Genomic DNA, 16,566 nt, shown 5'->3' on the forward strand with positions numbered 1-16,566 from the left:
AAGGGTAGAGATTTAGTGAGAATTCAGAAAAGCCTCAAAGGTTTCTCTGTCCGGAAGTGAAGGTTGCGCCCCGGATTTTGTCGTTGCTAACGCCCCTGCTGCTGTTCCCCAGATTACCGCTTCTCTCAACGATAACCCCCGCTCAAAAGCCGCTGCCATTGCCCCATTAAACGCATCTCCTGCCGCCACTGTATCCACCGCTTTAACCGGGAAAGCTTCAACTCGAAAATGTCCGGCTTTATTCAGACAAAAAACGCCGAACGCCCCTAATTTTAAGACCACCGTTTGAACGCCTCGGTTGAGAAAAAAATTGGCGGCTTGAATCCAGTTATTTTCTGCTGATAAATCAAATCCAGTTAATTGCTTGGCTTCGGTTTCATTGGGTGTTATAATATCAATTAACGAGTAAAGTTCATCCGGTAAACTCTCTGGGGCGGGGGCGGGATCTAAAATCACTTTTACTCCGGCTTTTTTAGCCGCTTTGGCAGCATCAATAATTGTAGGTAAAGGCACTTCTAACTGTAACAATAATGCACTGGCATGAGGGAATAAATTCTTCAGTCTGTCAACATCTAAACCTTCAACTCGACCATTTGCCCCCGGAATAATAATAATTGTATTTTCGCTGTTTTGATCAACTGCAATCATTGCCACACCAGAACTTGTTTGGGAGTCAACTTTTACCCCTTCGGTTTGTACCCCTGTTTCGTTGAGATGGGCTAGAAGTTCCTGACCAAAACTATCTTCCCCGACTCGCCCCACTAAGTGGGTTAATGCCCCTAAACGGGCGGCGGCGACGGCTTGGTTGGCACCTTTTCCACCGGAGGCTGTAAAAAAATGATCCCCTTGTAAGGTTTCTCCAGGACTCGGTAAACGGGGAGTTTGAACCACTAAGTCCATGTTAATACTCCCAAAAACAATTAAACTCATTAGAGATTGGATTTAACTTTTGTTGCTCAAAACGTTGGTGAAGATGATATCATAACTTTAATCTTAAATCATCTAACTTAATTAGGAACTTCGTTGTGCAAGTTTATTTGGCAGGCCCCGATGTCTTTTTGCCCGACCCGTTAAAAATGGCTGAGGCGAAGAAAGAGATTTGTCAAAAGTATGGGTTTGAGGGCGTATTTCCATTTGACGGGAGTTTAGATTTAACAAATTTAAAACCTCGGGAAGCCGCTATGCAAATTTATAAGTGTAATATTAAGCTTATGAATCATTGTGATTTAATTATTGCGAACATGACGCCTTTTCGCAGTCCGAGTTTAGATGCAGGTACGGCGTTTGAAATCGGATATATGACCGCTCTTGGAAAGCCTATCTTTGGGTATAGTAATGATGGGCAACTTTACGGTGAACGAATAACGAATAAAGCCTCAGAAACTCTCGATGATCGGGGAATGTTGATTGAACAATTTGAGATGATGGATAATTTAATGTTAGAAGGGTCGATTCTTCAAAGTGGGGGAAGTGTTGTTTATGAAACCGTAGAACCCCAAAACTATTATACAGAATTGCGAGTATTTGAGAAAGTGGTTGCAATTGCAGCCAATCAACTCTTTAATTAATATGAATCAACAATTATCCCGACCCAAAATCATACTTGATACCGACCCAGGTGGCGATGATGCCTTTGCTTTTTTGTGGTTAATGAGTTTAGTTAAAAAAGAATTAGCCGAACTTTTAGCCGTCACTTCGGTTGAAGGAAATGTGAATGCAAAACTCACCTTTACCAACGCTTGCAAACTCCTCCAACTCAACAATTTTTCGGACATCGAAGTTGGACGAGGCGTAATCAAAACCCAAAAAGAAATCGATCATGCCGCCCATATTCACGGGAATGATGGCTTAGGAAATTTAGCCCAAACTTTACCTTCTCCGCAACAGTCCTATGAAAACGCCCGGTATTCTGATGATATTTTAATCGAAAAATTAACAGCATTCCCCGGAGAAATTACCATGATCGCCCTCGCCCCGTTAACCAATTTAGCCGCCGCCGAAACCAAATCACCCGGTATTTTAAAACAAGCCAAAGAAATTATCATTATGGGCGGTGCCTTTAACGTCGCCGGAAATGTTACCCCAGAAGCCGAGTTTAATATTGCTTACAGTCCCGAAGCCGCAGAAATTGTATTTAACAATAGCAATCATCTCGTTATTTTACCCCTTGATGTGACGCGATCGCTAATTTTTCGCCCCGAAATGGCACAGAAAATTTCTGAAGTGAACCCCGAAAGCAATATTACTCAGTTTATTCTCGCCTTAGCCCAAGCGATGACTCAAACCTCCCTTTCTCACCGAGAAACCCAAGGAATAGAAGGATTTTTAGTCCATGATGCTGTGACCTTAGCTTATTTATTTTATCCCGAAACCTTACAATTTTGTCGCGCCCGAGTTGAAGTCGAAGTGGTCGGCAAACTCACTCCAGGAAAAACAATCTTTGATCGTCGTCATCATGCTAAAATAGAAGCAAACGCTTGGGTTGCTCAACAAGTCAATTCAGCAAACTTATTTGCCGCTTTCGTAGAAGATTTAAAAACGCTGGTAAGATATTAAATATTAGCTAAAATAATCGCTCACAATTGCAAGCGGGGCGGGTTTATGTAAGTTATTTCTAGGAAAACATAGATTTAGACAGAACCCGCCCCTACAACACTTCTCCCCGTTCCCTGTTCCCCGTTCCCTGTTCCCCGTTCCCTACTCAAGCACAAACCACCTGATTTCGACCTCGATCTTTAGCTTGATACAAGGCTTCATCCGCTTTTTTAATCACTTCTTCTGGGGTACACCCCTGTTGAGGGAAACAAGCCACACCAAACGAAGCCGTTATTTGTCCTAAATCTTTACCTTGATAAGAGAGTTGAAGCTGTCGAATTCCTTGACACAATTCTTCTGCCTTTGCTGTTACACTTTCTAGGGATATTTCCGGTAAAATAATTGTCATCTCCTCCCCCCCGTAGCGACAGGCGATATCTGACAACCGGACTTGACGCTGAAGAAACTGGGCGACCTTCTGCAACACCACATCTCCCGCCTCATGGCCGAAGTTATCATTAAATTGCTTAAAATGATCAATATCCACCATAATCACTCCTAACGGTTGACCCGAACGTTGCGATCGCTGAAATTCTCGCACTAAACATTCTTTCAAATAGCGACGGTTAAACAGTCCCGTCAGGGCATCACGAATACTTTGATTGCGTAATTCTTCGCGCAATTGTAAATTAGATAAACCCAAAGAAATCTGTTCAGCCACCGTTTGGGCTAATTGTTGTTGACCCTTACTCAAACCTTCTACCGCTTGAGTGCGGACATAAAATAATCCAAAAGCCTGACCTTGAACAAGAGTTGGGATACAAATAGAAGCCGTCGGTAAGGGATGACAATCGACATGATGACAAAACAAACCCGGTTGACTCCCCTGGGCGAGATGAATTTGTCCCCGTCGCAGCGCCCAACACTCATCAAAAGCGAGATTGAGTTCTCCAGTAGCTAATTCTCCAAATGTGGCAATTGACTCAACTTGATTAGCATTTTGATTACTCAATAATACCGTCCCCGCACAACTCGGAAAAAGCAGTTTAAGAAACTCAGAAATCGGCCCATAAGCTTCCTCAAGCGTATGACAAGCTTGCAAGAACTCAATCATTTCATTAATAATAGCCGATTCTCGGTGACGCTGTTCCAACTCTTTCACCGATTGTTCTAACTGTTGGTTGACTTCCGCTAGGTGAAGATTAGCCCGTTGTAAAGCAAGTTCTGCTTGTTTCTGTTCGGTGATATTCTGAGAAACAATCATCCCTAAAATCACCTCATCTTCTTCATTTCTAATCGGTACCGCCCGCACCAAATAGGTTTGATCTTGGTATTGAACTTCTTCGACTCGTTCCTTTCCTGCCAAAGCGGTTTGATACAACGGTTCAGTTGAAGTATAGATTTCCGCCGATAACACCTCCGACAACCGATGACCTTCTAACGCTTCTCGACGCAGTTGGAGATGAGCAAGTCCTTGACCATCGGCGACTAAATACCGTAAATCTCGATCAAACAAAAAGATAGTTCCATTCGGAAAATTATGGGCAATCGTGCGATAAAGTTGTTCGCTGGTGCGTAAATTTTCCTGAACTTGTTTAAGGATAGTAATATCACTAAAAGTACAGATGACGTGTTGAACTTTTCGGTCTTCTATTAGTTGGGGTTCGGCGCTGACCAGAATCCAGAGTAACTCTCTTTCCTCTACCGTTTTTGCAGAAGGTCGATAAATCCCCATCAATACATCTTTCACCGCTTGACGAGTAATAATCGCTTGGGGAACTGGATGATCTTGATAGGGAAAAGGAGAACCATCTTCACGAATAATTTCCCACTCAGAAGACAGAGACGTTTTCCCCAACAGTTCCCCTTCACTCAACCCCAACAATTGGGATGCCTTGGGATTACATAATAAAATTTCTCCTTGAGAACCATGCAGCATCACCCCAACACTCAGATTCCGAATTAATGTACTAAACCGTTCTTCACTCTGTCGGAGTGCAACTTCAGCTTGTTTACGTTCGGTAATATCGAGCATCCCCCCCTGCAACAAAATCGGAGTCCCGTCTTCGTCTCGAATTACCACCGCCGAATCCTGTATCCATAAGACATCCTGATTGCGGGTTAACAGGCGATATTCATCGCCAAATGGATGATCGTGAGTGGGAAGGTTAGATAAGCGATTGCTCATTTGCTCTCGATCTTCGGGATGCAAACGTTGAGACCACAGTTGCGGATTACTCATCCATTCATCGGCAGTATACCCTAACATTTGTTCAATCCGGGGACTAATATAAAGGGGCATACTCGCTTCCCCCACCGTGATTGTGTAAACAGCAGCAGGCATTTGTTCAACCAGAGCGCGATACCGGGCTTCTGAGGCGCACAACGCTTCTTCGGCGAGTTTTTGCTCGGTTACGTCTATTGCCACCCCAAATAGGCGGATAACTTGACCTTGTTCGTCTTTTCGGACTTCCCCTTGGGTATTGAGATAACGTAATTCTCCATTGGGACGGATGAGGCGGTATTCAATATCAAAGTATTCTCCCATCGTCAGGCTGCGATCTAAAACCTGTTGGTGATGGTCTTGATCTTCGGGGTGAATCATTTCTAACAGTTCCTCAAAGCTGGGTTCACCCAGGGAGATTTCTAAACCGAAAATGTGAAACATCTCCTCAGACCAGGTAATTTGTCCGCTGATCACATCAAAGTTCCAATTGGCAATATGAGCAATTTGTTGAGATTCTAATAGGCTTTGGGTGGTGTGACGCAGGGCTTCTTCTGTGTGTTTGCGTTCGGTGATATCCTCAACAACATAGCAGCATCGGGGATGGGTAAAGTTGCCGGGAACCGGACAGAAGGTGGCTGAGAACCAATGCTCTCTAATGGGGGTTTTGTGAGTATATTCACAATGAGCAGGGTGTTGAGTTTTATGCACTTTGTAACAATGTTTTAGCCAGAGTTGAATCAGGTTTTCAGCCATTCCTAACCGACGACAGCTTTGATTTTTCATTTGCTGTTCATTGCAGCTAAATAACTTCCTCGTTGCTGGATTATCCCAAAGATGATAGATATCATCATCGACTAATTCAATCACACCCATCATTAAGGTGGTGTTTTCACATAAATTACTGAGAATGGCTTCTCTTTCGGTTAGGGTGGTTTCTATTTGTTTACGTTCGCTAATTTCTATCCAATATCCAATCAATTCTATCGGGTTTCCCGCTTCATCTCGAATCAGTTTGGCTTCATCCCGCATCCAACGATAATCACCGTCTTGATGACGGAAACGATATTCAGAGCAAGAGTAACCCTTTTCTAAGATTTGATCTCGTTCTACCGCGATCAAGATTTTGTCGTCGGGATGAATATGATTCCACCAAAAATTATGATTGCTGAGAAAATCCTCGGATTGATATCCTAAAATTGTCTGAATATTTTCACTAATAAATGTCGTTTTATAGCTTTTATAATGACAACTGTAAATGATTGCCGGACTTAAACAGAGTAGAAACTTTAATCTTTCTTTTTCCCATTTTAACTCAATTTCTTGGCATCGATATTCGGCAATTTCTTGGGTTAATTTTTCAGTCCGTTGATGCACCTGATGTTCGAGTTCTTCGGTGAGGTGACGATAGTTTTCTTCCGCTGTTTTGAGGGCGTTTTCGGTTTGACGACAATGAGTAATATCTTCTCCGGTTAAAATGACATATTCCACTTGACCGGCTGCGTCGAATAGGGTACGATTATAATGGGAAATTATGCGCGCCTGTAAGCCTTTGGTCTGCCAAAAAAGTTCCTGTTGAGAGGGGAAGCCAGAAGTTTCTAAATTTTGAAAGCAGGTTTTGACTTGTTGTTGTTGCTGAGGAGACAGAAAGATTTCCCAAAACACTTGATCTCGTACTTCCGCAAACGAATACCCGGTTAGCACTTCGCAAGCTTGATTAAACCGCACAATTCGCCCTTGCCTATCGAGAACAACCACTAAACTACTAATCGTTTCGACAATCGCAGCATTGAGGTCTTGTTCAGGCATCAAATTCACCGTAACCTGCTGTCGAGGTTGGCGAGTCAGATGTTCAACTCGTTGACTTTGTAACTGTCTCACCTGCTGTTGCAGCATTTGAATAACAGTATACATCTCCATCGGATCAAGCGCGTGTAAAATACTCGTCTGGGTGACAATTCCACTGATCACCCCGGTTTCTGTCCCCACAACTAAATGATGGACTTGCTGTTGCTGCATTTGTTGATGGGCTTCCCAAAGATTATCATCGGGATGAAGCAACTTCAAAGGCTGATCCATAATCTGATCAACTCGGATGTGGTCATCTAACCCCAAGGCTTGAAACTGTACCATGTCCCCTTCGGTGATCATGCCTAAAGGCTGAAGTTGATTGTTCGCGATTTTTTCAACAATCACAATACAACTAATTTTATATTCGGCCAGTTGTTGGGCGACTTGTTTGACAGTCACATTTGGGGAAGCATAAATCACTTCTGGACTCATCACCTCCTCGACTCGCCTCAACTGAAGTAAGTCTAAAGGTCTTAAGCAACTGCGAAGGCTTTCTAAGGTGACTAACCCCTCCACTTGTTGACGATCCGATACAATGGGAAGATGGCGAATGCGATGCTGACGTAGGAAATTAATCGCCGTAAATAGATTGTGAAATTGTGATCGCTTCAGCGTGATCGGGGGCGTTGTCATGATCGAAGAAACGCTGACTGGATCATCAACTATTCCCGTCGCTATGCAGCGGACAATATCTCGTTGTGTCACTATCCCCACGAGACGAGAGTCCTCCATCACCAAAACACAACTTGCTCGTCCATCTTGGATCAAATTATCAGTCGAAATTCGACGAGGTGTGGGCAATGAACAAGACTGTCTCACCTGAGACATCAAAGCAATCACTTCGCACAGCGGGGTTTGCGGAGAAACCTTTAATGGGTTGGGGTTAATCGCCGCATCCAGACAAGAATCAAATCGGGATAAACTGCTGGCAGGCATAATAAGTCAGTCGAGGGTTATAGAGTTTGAGTCTATCTATACTAATCATCATAGTTGTCCTCAACCCAACCTAACAGTCTTTTAGCATTTCGCATCTTTAATCTATTGTTGCATCTTTTTCGTCAGATGTTGGATGAAAATAATTATAGATGTGTTGAGCTAATTTTAATCCAATTCCGGGAACTTCTGTGATTTGTTCAGGGGTTGCTATGCGAAGATAATCGATAGACCGAAAATGAGCAAGGAGTTGTTTTTGACGGTGATGTCCTAAACCGGGAATTTCATCTAAACGAGATCGTTTTAGGCGTTGAGAACGTTTGTGGCGATGGAAACTGACTGCAAACCGATGGGCTTCATCTCGTAGGCGTCGTAACAGTTGTACTCCTGGTTGTTCAGCGTTAGTTTCTAGAGGAAGGGACTCACCAGGGAGAAAAATTTCTTCTCGTTGTTTGGCTAAACTGACGACACGCAGATCTTCTAACAAATTTAATTCTGACAAGACTTTAACCACAGCCGAAAGTTGACCTTTCCCACCATCGATCATAATTAGATCAGGTTTGTCAGCATCTATTTTTTCCGGCGTTAAGGTGAGATAATCTCGAAATCGTCTTCCAATCACTTCAGCTAAACTCGCAAAATCATCAGAACGTCCAGCATGAACTTCAGGGTTTCTAATTTTATAATGACGGTATTGTTGGTTTGCAGGTAAACCGTCAATAAACACCACTTTTGAAGCCACTGCATCTGATCCTTGAATATGGGAAATATCATATCCTTCTATTCGGTGGGGAATATCGCTAAGATCGAGAATTTCTGCTAAGTCTTGTAAGGCTTGAGTATTGCGATCGCTAAATTTTTGAACTCGTTCTAATTCATAACCTGCATTCCGTTCAACCAGTTCAATTAATTCGGCTTTACTTTGACGTTGCGGATTGATTATTGTGACTTTGCGACCTTTATCTTCACTCAACCAGTTAGCCAGAATTGATTCTTCGGGTAATTCATATTGAACTAAGATTTCACTGGGAATTTCCACCGAGTCAACAGAGTGATAATGATCTTCTAAAACTCGTTGTAAAATTGCCCCAAATTCCGATTCTTTTTCTAGGGTAACATTGATATCATTTTCTAAACCTTCAAGCTGAAACCGTCCGACTTCTGCTTGAAACCCTAACCGTCCGACCAGTTGACCCGCCCGAATTTGAAATAATTGAATACAAGCTTGTTTGTCATTCGCCGCCAAAGCAATAGCATCCCTAGAAACGCGATCATCGGGAAGGGAAACTTTTTGATCTGCATTTAAAGCCTGCAAACCTTGGATTTGATCGCGAATTTTCGCTGCAATTTCAAAGTTCATCTTCTCGGCGGCGGTTTCCATTTGTTGGGTTAAATGTTGAATTAATTCTCCGGTGCGTCCCTGAAAAATCATCGCCACTTTTTGCATTGTTTGATGATAGTCTTCGGGAGAAATCAACTGTTGACAAACACCCGGACACCGACCAATATCATAATTTAAACATGGACGATCTTTAAATAGAGGTTTTGGGCGTTGACGTAAGGGAAAAGTCTGTTTGACTAAATGTAGGGTACTCCGCAAGAGTCGAGTATCAACGTAAGGGCCATAATAGCGATCTTTGGCTTTTCCCAAACGGCGTTTGCGGGTAATAAAAATCCGGGGGTATTCTTCTGACCAGGTAATACAAAGATAGGGATATTTTTTGTCATCTTTCAACAGCACATTAAAATAAGGCTGATGCTGTTTAATTAAATTGGCTTCTAAAGCCAAAGCTTCCGCTTCAGTATCGGTAACAATAAACTCAATCTCTGCCACTTGTTGGATCATCATCGCAATGCGAGGGCTGTGGCGGTTAGAGTCGCGAAAATAGGAACGAACTCGCGATCGCAATTTCTTCGACTTGCCAATATAAAGGATATTGTCTGCATGATCCCGCATCAAATATACTCCCGGAACAGATGGAATTTCTGTTAACCGACTTTCCAAGCGTTCGGGATCTTTAATTAAAATTAGGGTTTGAGTTGAAGTCATTCTTTTCTATATTATTCTTTGTAGGAGTGTAAGGCTTGCGCCCTAACTCATTGATGTCTTCCCACAGACCAACCCTATAAACCCACGCCGACAAAACCCATCACCCGTTTCAAGGGGTTGATCAAGTGATCGATAACAGATATCAATACTGTAGGAGGGGGTGGTTGATCAAAGTGATCGATAATAGACATCAATCTAGGCTGAACCTGCCCCGACAAAACGGTTGCTTTCTGGCTCTTGCTTGTTATATATTTATTATTATCGGGGAAACAATCTCCATCCATAGCAGTCGCATTATCCGCGATCGCCATTCGGTTTCTTTCACTTCCTTTTACTTATGACTGTTGCTAGCGCTCCCAACCTCCTGTCTGAAGACGAAACCCTGTCTCTGATTGAAACGGTCATCCAACAATCACAAGCTGAGGAAGTCTTTGTCAGTCTCAGCAACAGCGAAGAATCTTTAACTCGGTATTCGGAAAATCAAATTACCCAAAATATCAGCAGCACCAAATTTAGCCTCTCGATTACCAGCTATTTTGGCAAACGCAGTGCCACGGCCTCCACAACTGAACTTAACCCCGATGCCATCAACGCCGCAATTAAACGGTCTGAGGAGCTAGCAACCATTGCCCCGGAAGATCCCGAATGGGTACCGCTACTCGAACCCCAAACCTACGAAAACCGGACTCCGGCTTTTGATCACGCCACCGCTTGTTTTTCCCCCCTGCAACGCGGAGAACGAGTCCAAAGGATTTGTCAGATGAGTACAGAGGCAAAAGTAGAAGGTTCGGGGACTCTCAGCAGTGAAGCGGAAATCTTTGCGATTGGAAATTCTCGGGGGTTGAGGGCGTGTAATCGTCTGACGAGTGCTGATTTTGGGTTTACTGCCAAAATAGATAACGGTTCGGCTTGGAGTCGGCGCAGTGCGATTAGTATTGAAGATTTACCCCTGACCTCGTTAACGGAAACGATTATTAATCGGGCTTATTCTGCTCGTCATCCCCGCGAAGTGCAACCGGGAGTTTATCCAGTGATCTTTGATGGGGCTGCGTTTGCGGACTTGTTGATGTGGGTGATGTTTAATTTGGATGCTCGGGCTGCCGACGAAGGGCGATCGTTTCTGTCGCGGATGGATGAACAGGGAAAATCGGCTGGAAATCGGTTGGGAGAAGTGTTGTTTAGTCCGATGGTGAATGTACAGCGAAACCCGGATCATCCTTTAATTGGGGGTTCGACGTTTTTTGCTGATGGGCTGAAAAAAGATGATCTCGAAATTATTAAGGATGGGGTGCTGCAAACTTTATCTTACAGTCGCTATTGGGCGGCGCAGAAAGGGGTTCAACCGACTGGGGCAATGTATCCGGTGGTGATGGCAGGCGACAATCAAAGTTTGGCGGATTTGATTGCTCAAACGGAACGGGGAATTTTGGTCAGTCGCGCCTGGTATGTGCGTTATGTGAACCCTCGCACGTTAGAAGTGACGGGGATGACGCGGGATGGAACGTTCTGGATTGAAGACGGGAAAATTGCCTATCCGATTAAGAATTTGCGGTTTAATCAACGCTTGCCGGAAATGTTGGCCGAGGTGGATGGCTTGAGTCAGGTTCACCGTTACGGTAGTATCGTGGTTCCGGGGGTGCGGGTTAAGGCGTTTAATTTTAGTAGCATTACCGATAGCATCTAAAAGGTGTCTCTTGTTCTCGGAAGAATCAGTTAACGCACATTTTGGTAATTCTGTCAAGCGGGCGTAAAAACGGGTGGTAAAAATTGGTGCGTCGCTGCTTGGGAAAGGGATAGATTTTTGACTAAATTTTGAGGGAAGATAACGAACGAATAGGGGTTTGAAGCGTTCAAATTCGGAAAAACACCTTATAGGTCAGACCAATCCTGCATTATCTTTTGAGAGTATCATAGCAGAAGGGTTGAAATAACGCAAGCTCGTTGCTTATTGAGAATTATTCTTGAGTTAAGTTTTGTAAAAATGGCTGATTTATAGAAAGTTCTGAATATTAGTTTAATTATAGATTAGTTAAACTAATTTTTTAGTCAAGTGGGTTGAAGAATACCGCTAAAATCACTTGTCAAACCCTAAGTAGCTTAGTATCTACTGTGAGTTGTTTGTAGAGACATCAAGAAACCAATTGTCAGCAACAGGTTTATTTGCCCTTCTATCTTGAATATTTTCATGGGCAAGATCTGTGTAATTAACTTGTTGTTGTCTGAGTTGACTGCAAGCAATTAATCCTCCAGAACTGAGAATAGAAACAAGATTATCAATATGAGTGATGTGGTAAATCGGTGTAGACATTGCTGATGGGTAGATAAAAAATCCTCAAGCAGAGGAGAACTCAAGAAACAATTAAAATTCTTTGTATCGCTTTAACCAAGTCGTCGTCGGACAAAAATTAACTTTCGCTGCGATCGCCGCTTCTCGGTCAACAGCATAATGACTAATCATCCACACCTCCTCGAGATCATCAGGGAGTTCCAGTAAAGCTAACCGCAACATTCCTGCCTCCGGTTTACGAAAAGAATCAAATTGAGTTTTATCCAGACGACTCAGATTGATAAAATCAGAACGTTGATATTCAGTTTGAATAATTTGAACCTTATTTTCAACCTCAAAATTGAATTCCACAGACCAACAATATTCCCCCGTCCAATCACTAAAATAAATCTTGCTGATTGCGGGAAATAGACGCAGAATAGAGACTTTTTCCTGTTTAGCGCTGTCTAGAGACTGAGGAGTTGAGGGATGATTAATCTGATCATCATTAACAAGGGCGATAATAATCCATCCACTGCGATAGAAATAGGCGATCGCCTCAGAGACACCGGGAAGGGGTTGTAAATCTTGAGGATGTTGAGAAAAGGGTTGACCGGAAAGGGTGGTGGTTAAAGTTCCCATACCGTCAACCAACAATACTTTGTACATTGTGTTTTCGGTTCAAAAAGGCAGGAGGCAGATGAGGAAAATTAAACCGACATTTTTTCGCCTCCGAGAAAATACGGAGAAGTGAGTGAGATTTTGAACTCAGAATTTATCTCTATTGACTTAACTTCGTTTTGACCGCAGCACGCGGTCACTCGCAAGCCCTGGATTTCAAATCCAGGGAACGAGTGACCAGTTCTTGAACTTTTTTACCATCGGCTTGACCTTTCAAACGTTGCATGACAGGTCCCATAACTTTACCCATATCTTTGGGGGAACTGGCATTAACTTCAGCAATCACTTCATCAATAATGGCGGCAACCTCTGCATCTGAAAGTTGCTGAGGGAGGAATTCTTCAATGATGACTAATTCTGCCTTTTCGGCTTCTGCTAAATCTTCCCGTCCAGCCTGCTGGTATTGGTTGATCGAATCTCGTCGTTGTTTAGCTTGCTGCATTAACACCTCAAGTTCCTGTTCTGGTGTGAGAGTCTCTTGACCCTTGCCTTTAACCTCACTTTCTTTTTCAATCAGAACCTTCTTAATACTACGAACTGCTTCGAGGCGGACTTTATCCTTAGCTTTCATCGCCGCTTTAATTTCTTCGCTGATTTGATCCTTTAAACTCATCGGGTTGATCCTTGAATAAAAATATCCTTAAAAATACGGGTCTAGGAACTAAGGATTTAAGGTTTCTCAAATCGGTTTGAATCAAGTAGATGTATCCACTTTTCGATCAAGATCCGTATTTCCCCTATTTTAATTTGGCACAGAGTTTTTAACAATAAAACAGAGATGTCTTTTGATAGATTAGCGAACTGAGTTGTGATTGTTAACTTAGTAAACGAACATTACCCAATCCAGGCTGTCTTGTGAGGCATCTACGTCCAATCAATCCTGAATTGCTCCCCCATAACAGTGGTAAGATTTCCATGAATGAACTGCGAGGCCATACCGTGATCCGTTCTGCTACTTTACCTGTTCCTCATTCTGAATCCCTAGTTCCCGATCATAATCGACTGCGGTTGTTTGCGGGATCGGCAAATATTACACTTGCCACCGAAGTCAGTCGTTATCTTGGACTTGACTTAGGCCCGATGATTCGCAAACAATTTGCCGATGGTGAATTGTATGTGCAGATTCAAGAATCCATTCGCGGCTGTGATGTGTACCTGATCCAACCCTCCTGCCATCCGGTCAACGATCATTTGATGGAATTATTGATTATGATTGATGCTTGTCGGCGAGCATCAGCTCGACAAGTCACGGCAGTTATCCCCTATTATGGGTATGCCAGAGCTGATCGTAAAACGGCAGGTCGAGAATCAATCACCGCGAAATTAGTGGCGAACCTGATTACCCAAGCGGGTGCAAGCCGAATTTTAGCCATGGATTTACATTCAGCGCAAATTCAAGGCTATTTTGACATTCCTTTTGACCATGTTTATGGATCTCCGGTATTACTTGACTATCTGGCGAGTAAGAACTTACCCGATCTGGTTGTTGTGTCTCCGGATGTCGGTGGAGTAGCCCGAGCCAGAGCCTTTGCGAAAAAGTTAGATGATGCGCCCTTAGCAATTATTGATAAACGCCGTCAGTCTCACAATGTCGCCGAAGTTTTAAATGTGATTGGTGATGTCGAAGGCAAAACGGCGGTGTTAGTTGATGATATGATTGATACGGCAGGTACGATTACCGAAGGTGCCAGACTCCTACGGGAAAAAGGAGCCAGACAAGTTTATGCTTGTGCGACTCATGCGGTGTTTTCTCCCCCCGCAGCCAAACGGTTATCAGAAGGACTGTTTGAAGAAGTAATTGTGACCAATACTATTCCCGTTCCGCCAGAAAAGCAATTTAAGCAGTTGACGGTGCTATCTGTAGCCAACTTGCTGGGAGAAACGATTTGGCGTATTCACGAAGATACTTCGGTTAGCAGTATGTTCCGTTAGATTAACAGAGAGTCGGGAGGAGGAAAGCTCTTTTACCGATGAGACTTTCCTATTCCCTCTCTCCTAACAGATTTGGATCATCGCCGATCGCAAATGTCAACCTCCCCAAACTTTTTTGAGAATCTCTTCGGGTGAGAGATCAGCAATTTTACCCGTGGGAGATTTTACCCCAATCACCCGATCATTTTTGGGCAGTAACTTCTCCGGAGCAGTCGGCCCAAATAAGGCAATGGTATAAGTTCCTACTGCAACGGCTAAGTGCATCGGCGCACTATCAGTACAAACCATCAAATTGGCTGCTGCAATCATCGCCGCGAGTTTACCAATATCTCCGGGTGTTGTCACCTTCACATCCCGACAAGACTGGGTGAGTTGATTGACCCAAGCCTCATCTTCTGGCCCTTTGACCACAACTACTGGGATATTGGGTTGTTGTTGCTGCATATCTTGAATCACTTTCTGCCATTTCTCAACCGGATAAATCTTATCAATCCCAAGTTGTTGAGCCAGCAGACTCGATCCCCCGTGAATCAGGATATAGCCACTGTCTTTAATCCCAAGTTGTTGCTGAGTCGTCTCAGCCCAGCTAATATCGGATTTTGGAACATTGATCGCCAAACCCGAAAACGGTAGGCTTAAATCCAATCCTTGCAGCAAATCGTGATACATTTCGGCGGCATATTGTTCCGTTTTTAGGGGAACAGATTGGGTCAGAAACATCTCACCTGCACTTCCGGCATAACCCACTCGTTGGGGAATTCCAGTCAGCCACAACAGCAGCCCGACCGTCCATCGTTGTCCTAACGATAATACCAGATCAAACTCTCGTTCTCGGACAATGCCCAAAAAATTTCCCCAGTCCGCGAGGCTATTACGGTCTTTAAAATCATAGGCCAGAACTTCAGAAACCGATTTGCACACCCGATAAGCTCCTTTCGCCCTGGGTTCAACCACCACAGAAATCCGGGCTTGGGGGTAAGCTTGTTTGAGATTGTCTAAGGTCGGAAAGAACAAAACTTGATCACCAATCCCGCCAGGGACAAGGGCTAGTATTCTCATCTGTATACGAGTTAATCTACTGAACAGCTTAATTTTAAAGGAATACCACCTTACACACTCAAAATCTCAAAATGCACTTATTAATTCCCGCCGCAGGGGTAGGACGACGCATGGGATCTTCCCGTAATAAACTGCTTCTGACTCTACTCGAACAACCGTTATTCGCCTGGACACTCAAAGCCGCAGAAGCTTCAACTGCCATCCAATGGATAGGAGTTATCGGTCAACCCATTGATTTCCCCGATTTTAAAGCCATTCTCGCCCAACTAAACCTCCAAACCACCATCGAGTTCATTCAAGGCGGTTCCACCCGTCAGGAGTCCGTTTACAACGGCTTACAGGCTTTACCCCCCGAGGCGGAACGAGTCTTAATTCACGATGGCGCCCGCTGTTTGGTGACGCCTGGATTATTTGATCGCTGTGCGGAGGTGTTGCAAACTTGTCCGGGTTTAATTGCTGCAATTCCTGTCAAAGACACAATTAAAATTGTTGATCGCAATAGGTTAATTCAGGAGACTCCAGATCGACAACAGTTATGGGCTGCCCAAACGCCCCAAGGCTTTGAGGTGAAATTACTCAAACAATGTCACGATACCGGACTGTCTCAAGGTTGGGCGGTGACAGATGATGCGGCGTTGTTTGAAAAGTGTGGTTTACCTGTTCATATTGTTGAAGGGGAGGAAACCAATCTCAAAGTCACGACTCCGGTAGATTTGCGGGTGGCTGAGTTTATTCTTAGAGAAAGACAGTGACATCCTCCTACACTGAATCGAAGATTACAGAGTAGGCGATCCTCACCTCACGGCTTGGTTTTCCTGGTTTTCCCCTTACGGGATTTCGACACTTGCCTAGACTGATTTTTAACAGCCCCCGGTAGAACGTCTGCACAGGCAGTTTCCTTTCCCGTCTGTCCAACGGTACTAATTAGCTTAATTCCTCGGTTTCTAATGTTTTGACCTGCGGCTATATCGCGGTCTGTTTTGTATCCACAACGAGGACAATCATGGATTCTCACACTCAGGTCTTTTTTAACTT

The 16,566-nt window shown here is 43.8% G+C and carries 13 protein-coding genes and 1 pseudogene; 5 read left to right on the top strand and 9 right to left on the bottom strand.

Annotated features, from left to right (window positions below):
* Positions 1 to 12: 12 nt before the first annotated feature.
* Positions 13 to 930 (bottom strand): ribokinase, encoded by a 918-nt coding sequence (gene rbsK, locus M595_RS05690; protein ID WP_023065080.1) that lies wholly within the window; start codon positions 928 to 930, stop codon positions 13 to 15.
* Positions 931 to 1,025: 95 nt separating this feature from the next.
* Here rbsK and M595_RS05695 point away from each other — a divergent pair, with 95 nt between their 5' ends.
* A complete protein-coding gene (locus tag M595_RS05695) occupies positions 1,026 to 1,568 on the top strand; it encodes a nucleoside 2-deoxyribosyltransferase (protein WP_023065020.1) in 543 nt (180 codons plus the stop codon).
* A 1-nt stretch (position 1,569) separates the two neighbouring features.
* The gene (locus M595_RS05700; protein ID WP_023065052.1) at positions 1,570 to 2,556 is read left to right on the top strand and encodes a nucleoside hydrolase; all 987 of its coding nucleotides are present in this window, start codon (positions 1,570 to 1,572) and stop codon (positions 2,554 to 2,556) included.
* A 145-nt stretch (positions 2,557 to 2,701) separates the two neighbouring features.
* On the opposite strand, the gene M595_RS05705 is transcribed toward M595_RS05700, so the two are convergent.
* From M595_RS05705 to M595_RS05715, 3 genes are all read right to left on the bottom strand, one after another.
* Positions 2,702 to 7,546, bottom strand: coding sequence for a PAS domain S-box protein (locus M595_RS05705; RefSeq protein ID WP_023065121.1), 4,845 nt, complete (start codon positions 7,544 to 7,546; stop codon positions 2,702 to 2,704).
* Positions 7,547 to 7,643: 97 nt separating this feature from the next.
* The gene (uvrC, locus tag M595_RS05710; protein WP_023065102.1) at positions 7,644 to 9,593 is read right to left on the bottom strand and encodes an excinuclease ABC subunit UvrC; all 1,950 of its coding nucleotides are present in this window, start codon (positions 9,591 to 9,593) and stop codon (positions 7,644 to 7,646) included.
* 74 nt (positions 9,594 to 9,667) lie between these two features.
* Positions 9,668 to 9,904 carry a hypothetical protein gene (locus M595_RS05715; RefSeq protein ID WP_023065090.1) on the bottom strand — a complete coding sequence of 79 codons (237 nt, stop codon included), beginning with the start codon at positions 9,902 to 9,904 and terminating at the stop codon, positions 9,668 to 9,670.
* A 26-nt stretch (positions 9,905 to 9,930) separates the two neighbouring features.
* Here M595_RS05715 and M595_RS05720 point away from each other — a divergent pair, with 26 nt between their 5' ends.
* Complete coding sequence (locus M595_RS05720; protein ID WP_023065123.1) at positions 9,931 to 11,277, top strand: TldD/PmbA family protein; 1,347 nt, start codon at positions 9,931 to 9,933, stop codon at positions 11,275 to 11,277.
* A 420-nt stretch (positions 11,278 to 11,697) separates the two neighbouring features.
* Here the strand turns inward: M595_RS05720 and M595_RS05725 are convergent, their stop codons facing one another.
* The 3 genes from M595_RS05725 to M595_RS05735 all read right to left on the bottom strand — a co-directional run bounded on the left by M595_RS05725 (position 11,698) and on the right by M595_RS05735 (position 13,153).
* Positions 11,698 to 11,901, bottom strand: a complete 204-nt coding sequence (locus M595_RS05725; RefSeq protein ID WP_023065101.1) for a DarT ssDNA thymidine ADP-ribosyltransferase family protein — start codon at positions 11,899 to 11,901, stop codon at positions 11,698 to 11,700.
* Between the two features lie 51 nt (positions 11,902 to 11,952).
* Positions 11,953 to 12,528, bottom strand: a complete 576-nt coding sequence (locus tag M595_RS05730; protein WP_023065063.1) for a polynucleotide kinase 3 phosphatase — start codon at positions 12,526 to 12,528, stop codon at positions 11,953 to 11,955.
* A gap of 148 nt (positions 12,529 to 12,676) precedes the next feature.
* Positions 12,677 to 13,153, bottom strand: coding sequence for a GatB/YqeY domain-containing protein (locus tag M595_RS05735; RefSeq protein WP_023065120.1), 477 nt, complete (start codon positions 13,151 to 13,153; stop codon positions 12,677 to 12,679).
* A gap of 326 nt (positions 13,154 to 13,479) precedes the next feature.
* On the opposite strand from M595_RS05735, the gene M595_RS05740 reads away from it, so the two are divergent.
* Positions 13,480 to 14,472 carry a ribose-phosphate pyrophosphokinase gene (locus M595_RS05740; protein ID WP_023065097.1) on the top strand — a complete coding sequence of 331 codons (993 nt, stop codon included), beginning with the start codon at positions 13,480 to 13,482 and terminating at the stop codon, positions 14,470 to 14,472.
* A 96-nt stretch (positions 14,473 to 14,568) separates the two neighbouring features.
* Here the strand turns inward: M595_RS05740 and M595_RS05745 are convergent, their stop codons facing one another.
* Complete coding sequence (locus M595_RS05745; protein ID WP_023065048.1) at positions 14,569 to 15,531, bottom strand: glycosyltransferase family 9 protein; 963 nt, start codon at positions 15,529 to 15,531, stop codon at positions 14,569 to 14,571.
* A 71-nt stretch (positions 15,532 to 15,602) separates the two neighbouring features.
* Here M595_RS05745 and ispD point away from each other — a divergent pair, with 71 nt between their 5' ends.
* Positions 15,603 to 16,283 carry a 2-C-methyl-D-erythritol 4-phosphate cytidylyltransferase gene (gene ispD / locus M595_RS05750; protein ID WP_023065046.1) on the top strand — a complete coding sequence of 227 codons (681 nt, stop codon included), beginning with the start codon at positions 15,603 to 15,605 and terminating at the stop codon, positions 16,281 to 16,283.
* Positions 16,284 to 16,330: 47 nt separating this feature from the next.
* Here ispD and M595_RS31740 read toward each other — a convergent pair.
* A pseudogene (locus M595_RS31740) lies at positions 16,331 to 16,566 on the bottom strand (RNA-guided endonuclease TnpB family protein); the annotation flags it as partial.

It is taken from the genome of Lyngbya aestuarii BL J (assembly GCF_000478195.2).
GTDB lineage: Bacteria > Cyanobacteriota > Cyanobacteriia > Cyanobacteriales > Microcoleaceae > Capilliphycus > Capilliphycus aestuarii.

Coding starts and splice junctions, on each gene's coding strand:
- uvrC (WP_023065102.1), bottom strand. CDS start 9,593: ATGACTTCAACTCAAACCCTAATTTTAATTAAAGATCCCGAACGCTTG.
- M595_RS05705 (WP_023065121.1), bottom strand. CDS start 7,546: ATGCCTGCCAGCAGTTTATCCCGATTTGATTCTTGTCTGGATGCGGCG.
- M595_RS05700 (WP_023065052.1), top strand. CDS start 1,570: ATGAATCAACAATTATCCCGACCCAAAATCATACTTGATACCGACCCA.
- M595_RS05715 (WP_023065090.1), bottom strand. CDS start 9,904: ATGGCGATCGCGGATAATGCGACTGCTATGGATGGAGATTGTTTCCCC.
- M595_RS05720 (WP_023065123.1), top strand. CDS start 9,931: ATGACTGTTGCTAGCGCTCCCAACCTCCTGTCTGAAGACGAAACCCTG.
- ispD (WP_023065046.1), top strand. CDS start 15,603: ATGCACTTATTAATTCCCGCCGCAGGGGTAGGACGACGCATGGGATCT.
- M595_RS05735 (WP_023065120.1), bottom strand. CDS start 13,153: ATGAGTTTAAAGGATCAAATCAGCGAAGAAATTAAAGCGGCGATGAAA.
- rbsK (WP_023065080.1), bottom strand. CDS start 930: ATGAGTTTAATTGTTTTTGGGAGTATTAACATGGACTTAGTGGTTCAA.
- M595_RS05725 (WP_023065101.1), bottom strand. CDS start 11,901: ATGTCTACACCGATTTACCACATCACTCATATTGATAATCTTGTTTCT.
- M595_RS05730 (WP_023065063.1), bottom strand. CDS start 12,528: ATGTACAAAGTATTGTTGGTTGACGGTATGGGAACTTTAACCACCACC.
- M595_RS05745 (WP_023065048.1), bottom strand. CDS start 15,531: ATGAGAATACTAGCCCTTGTCCCTGGCGGGATTGGTGATCAAGTTTTG.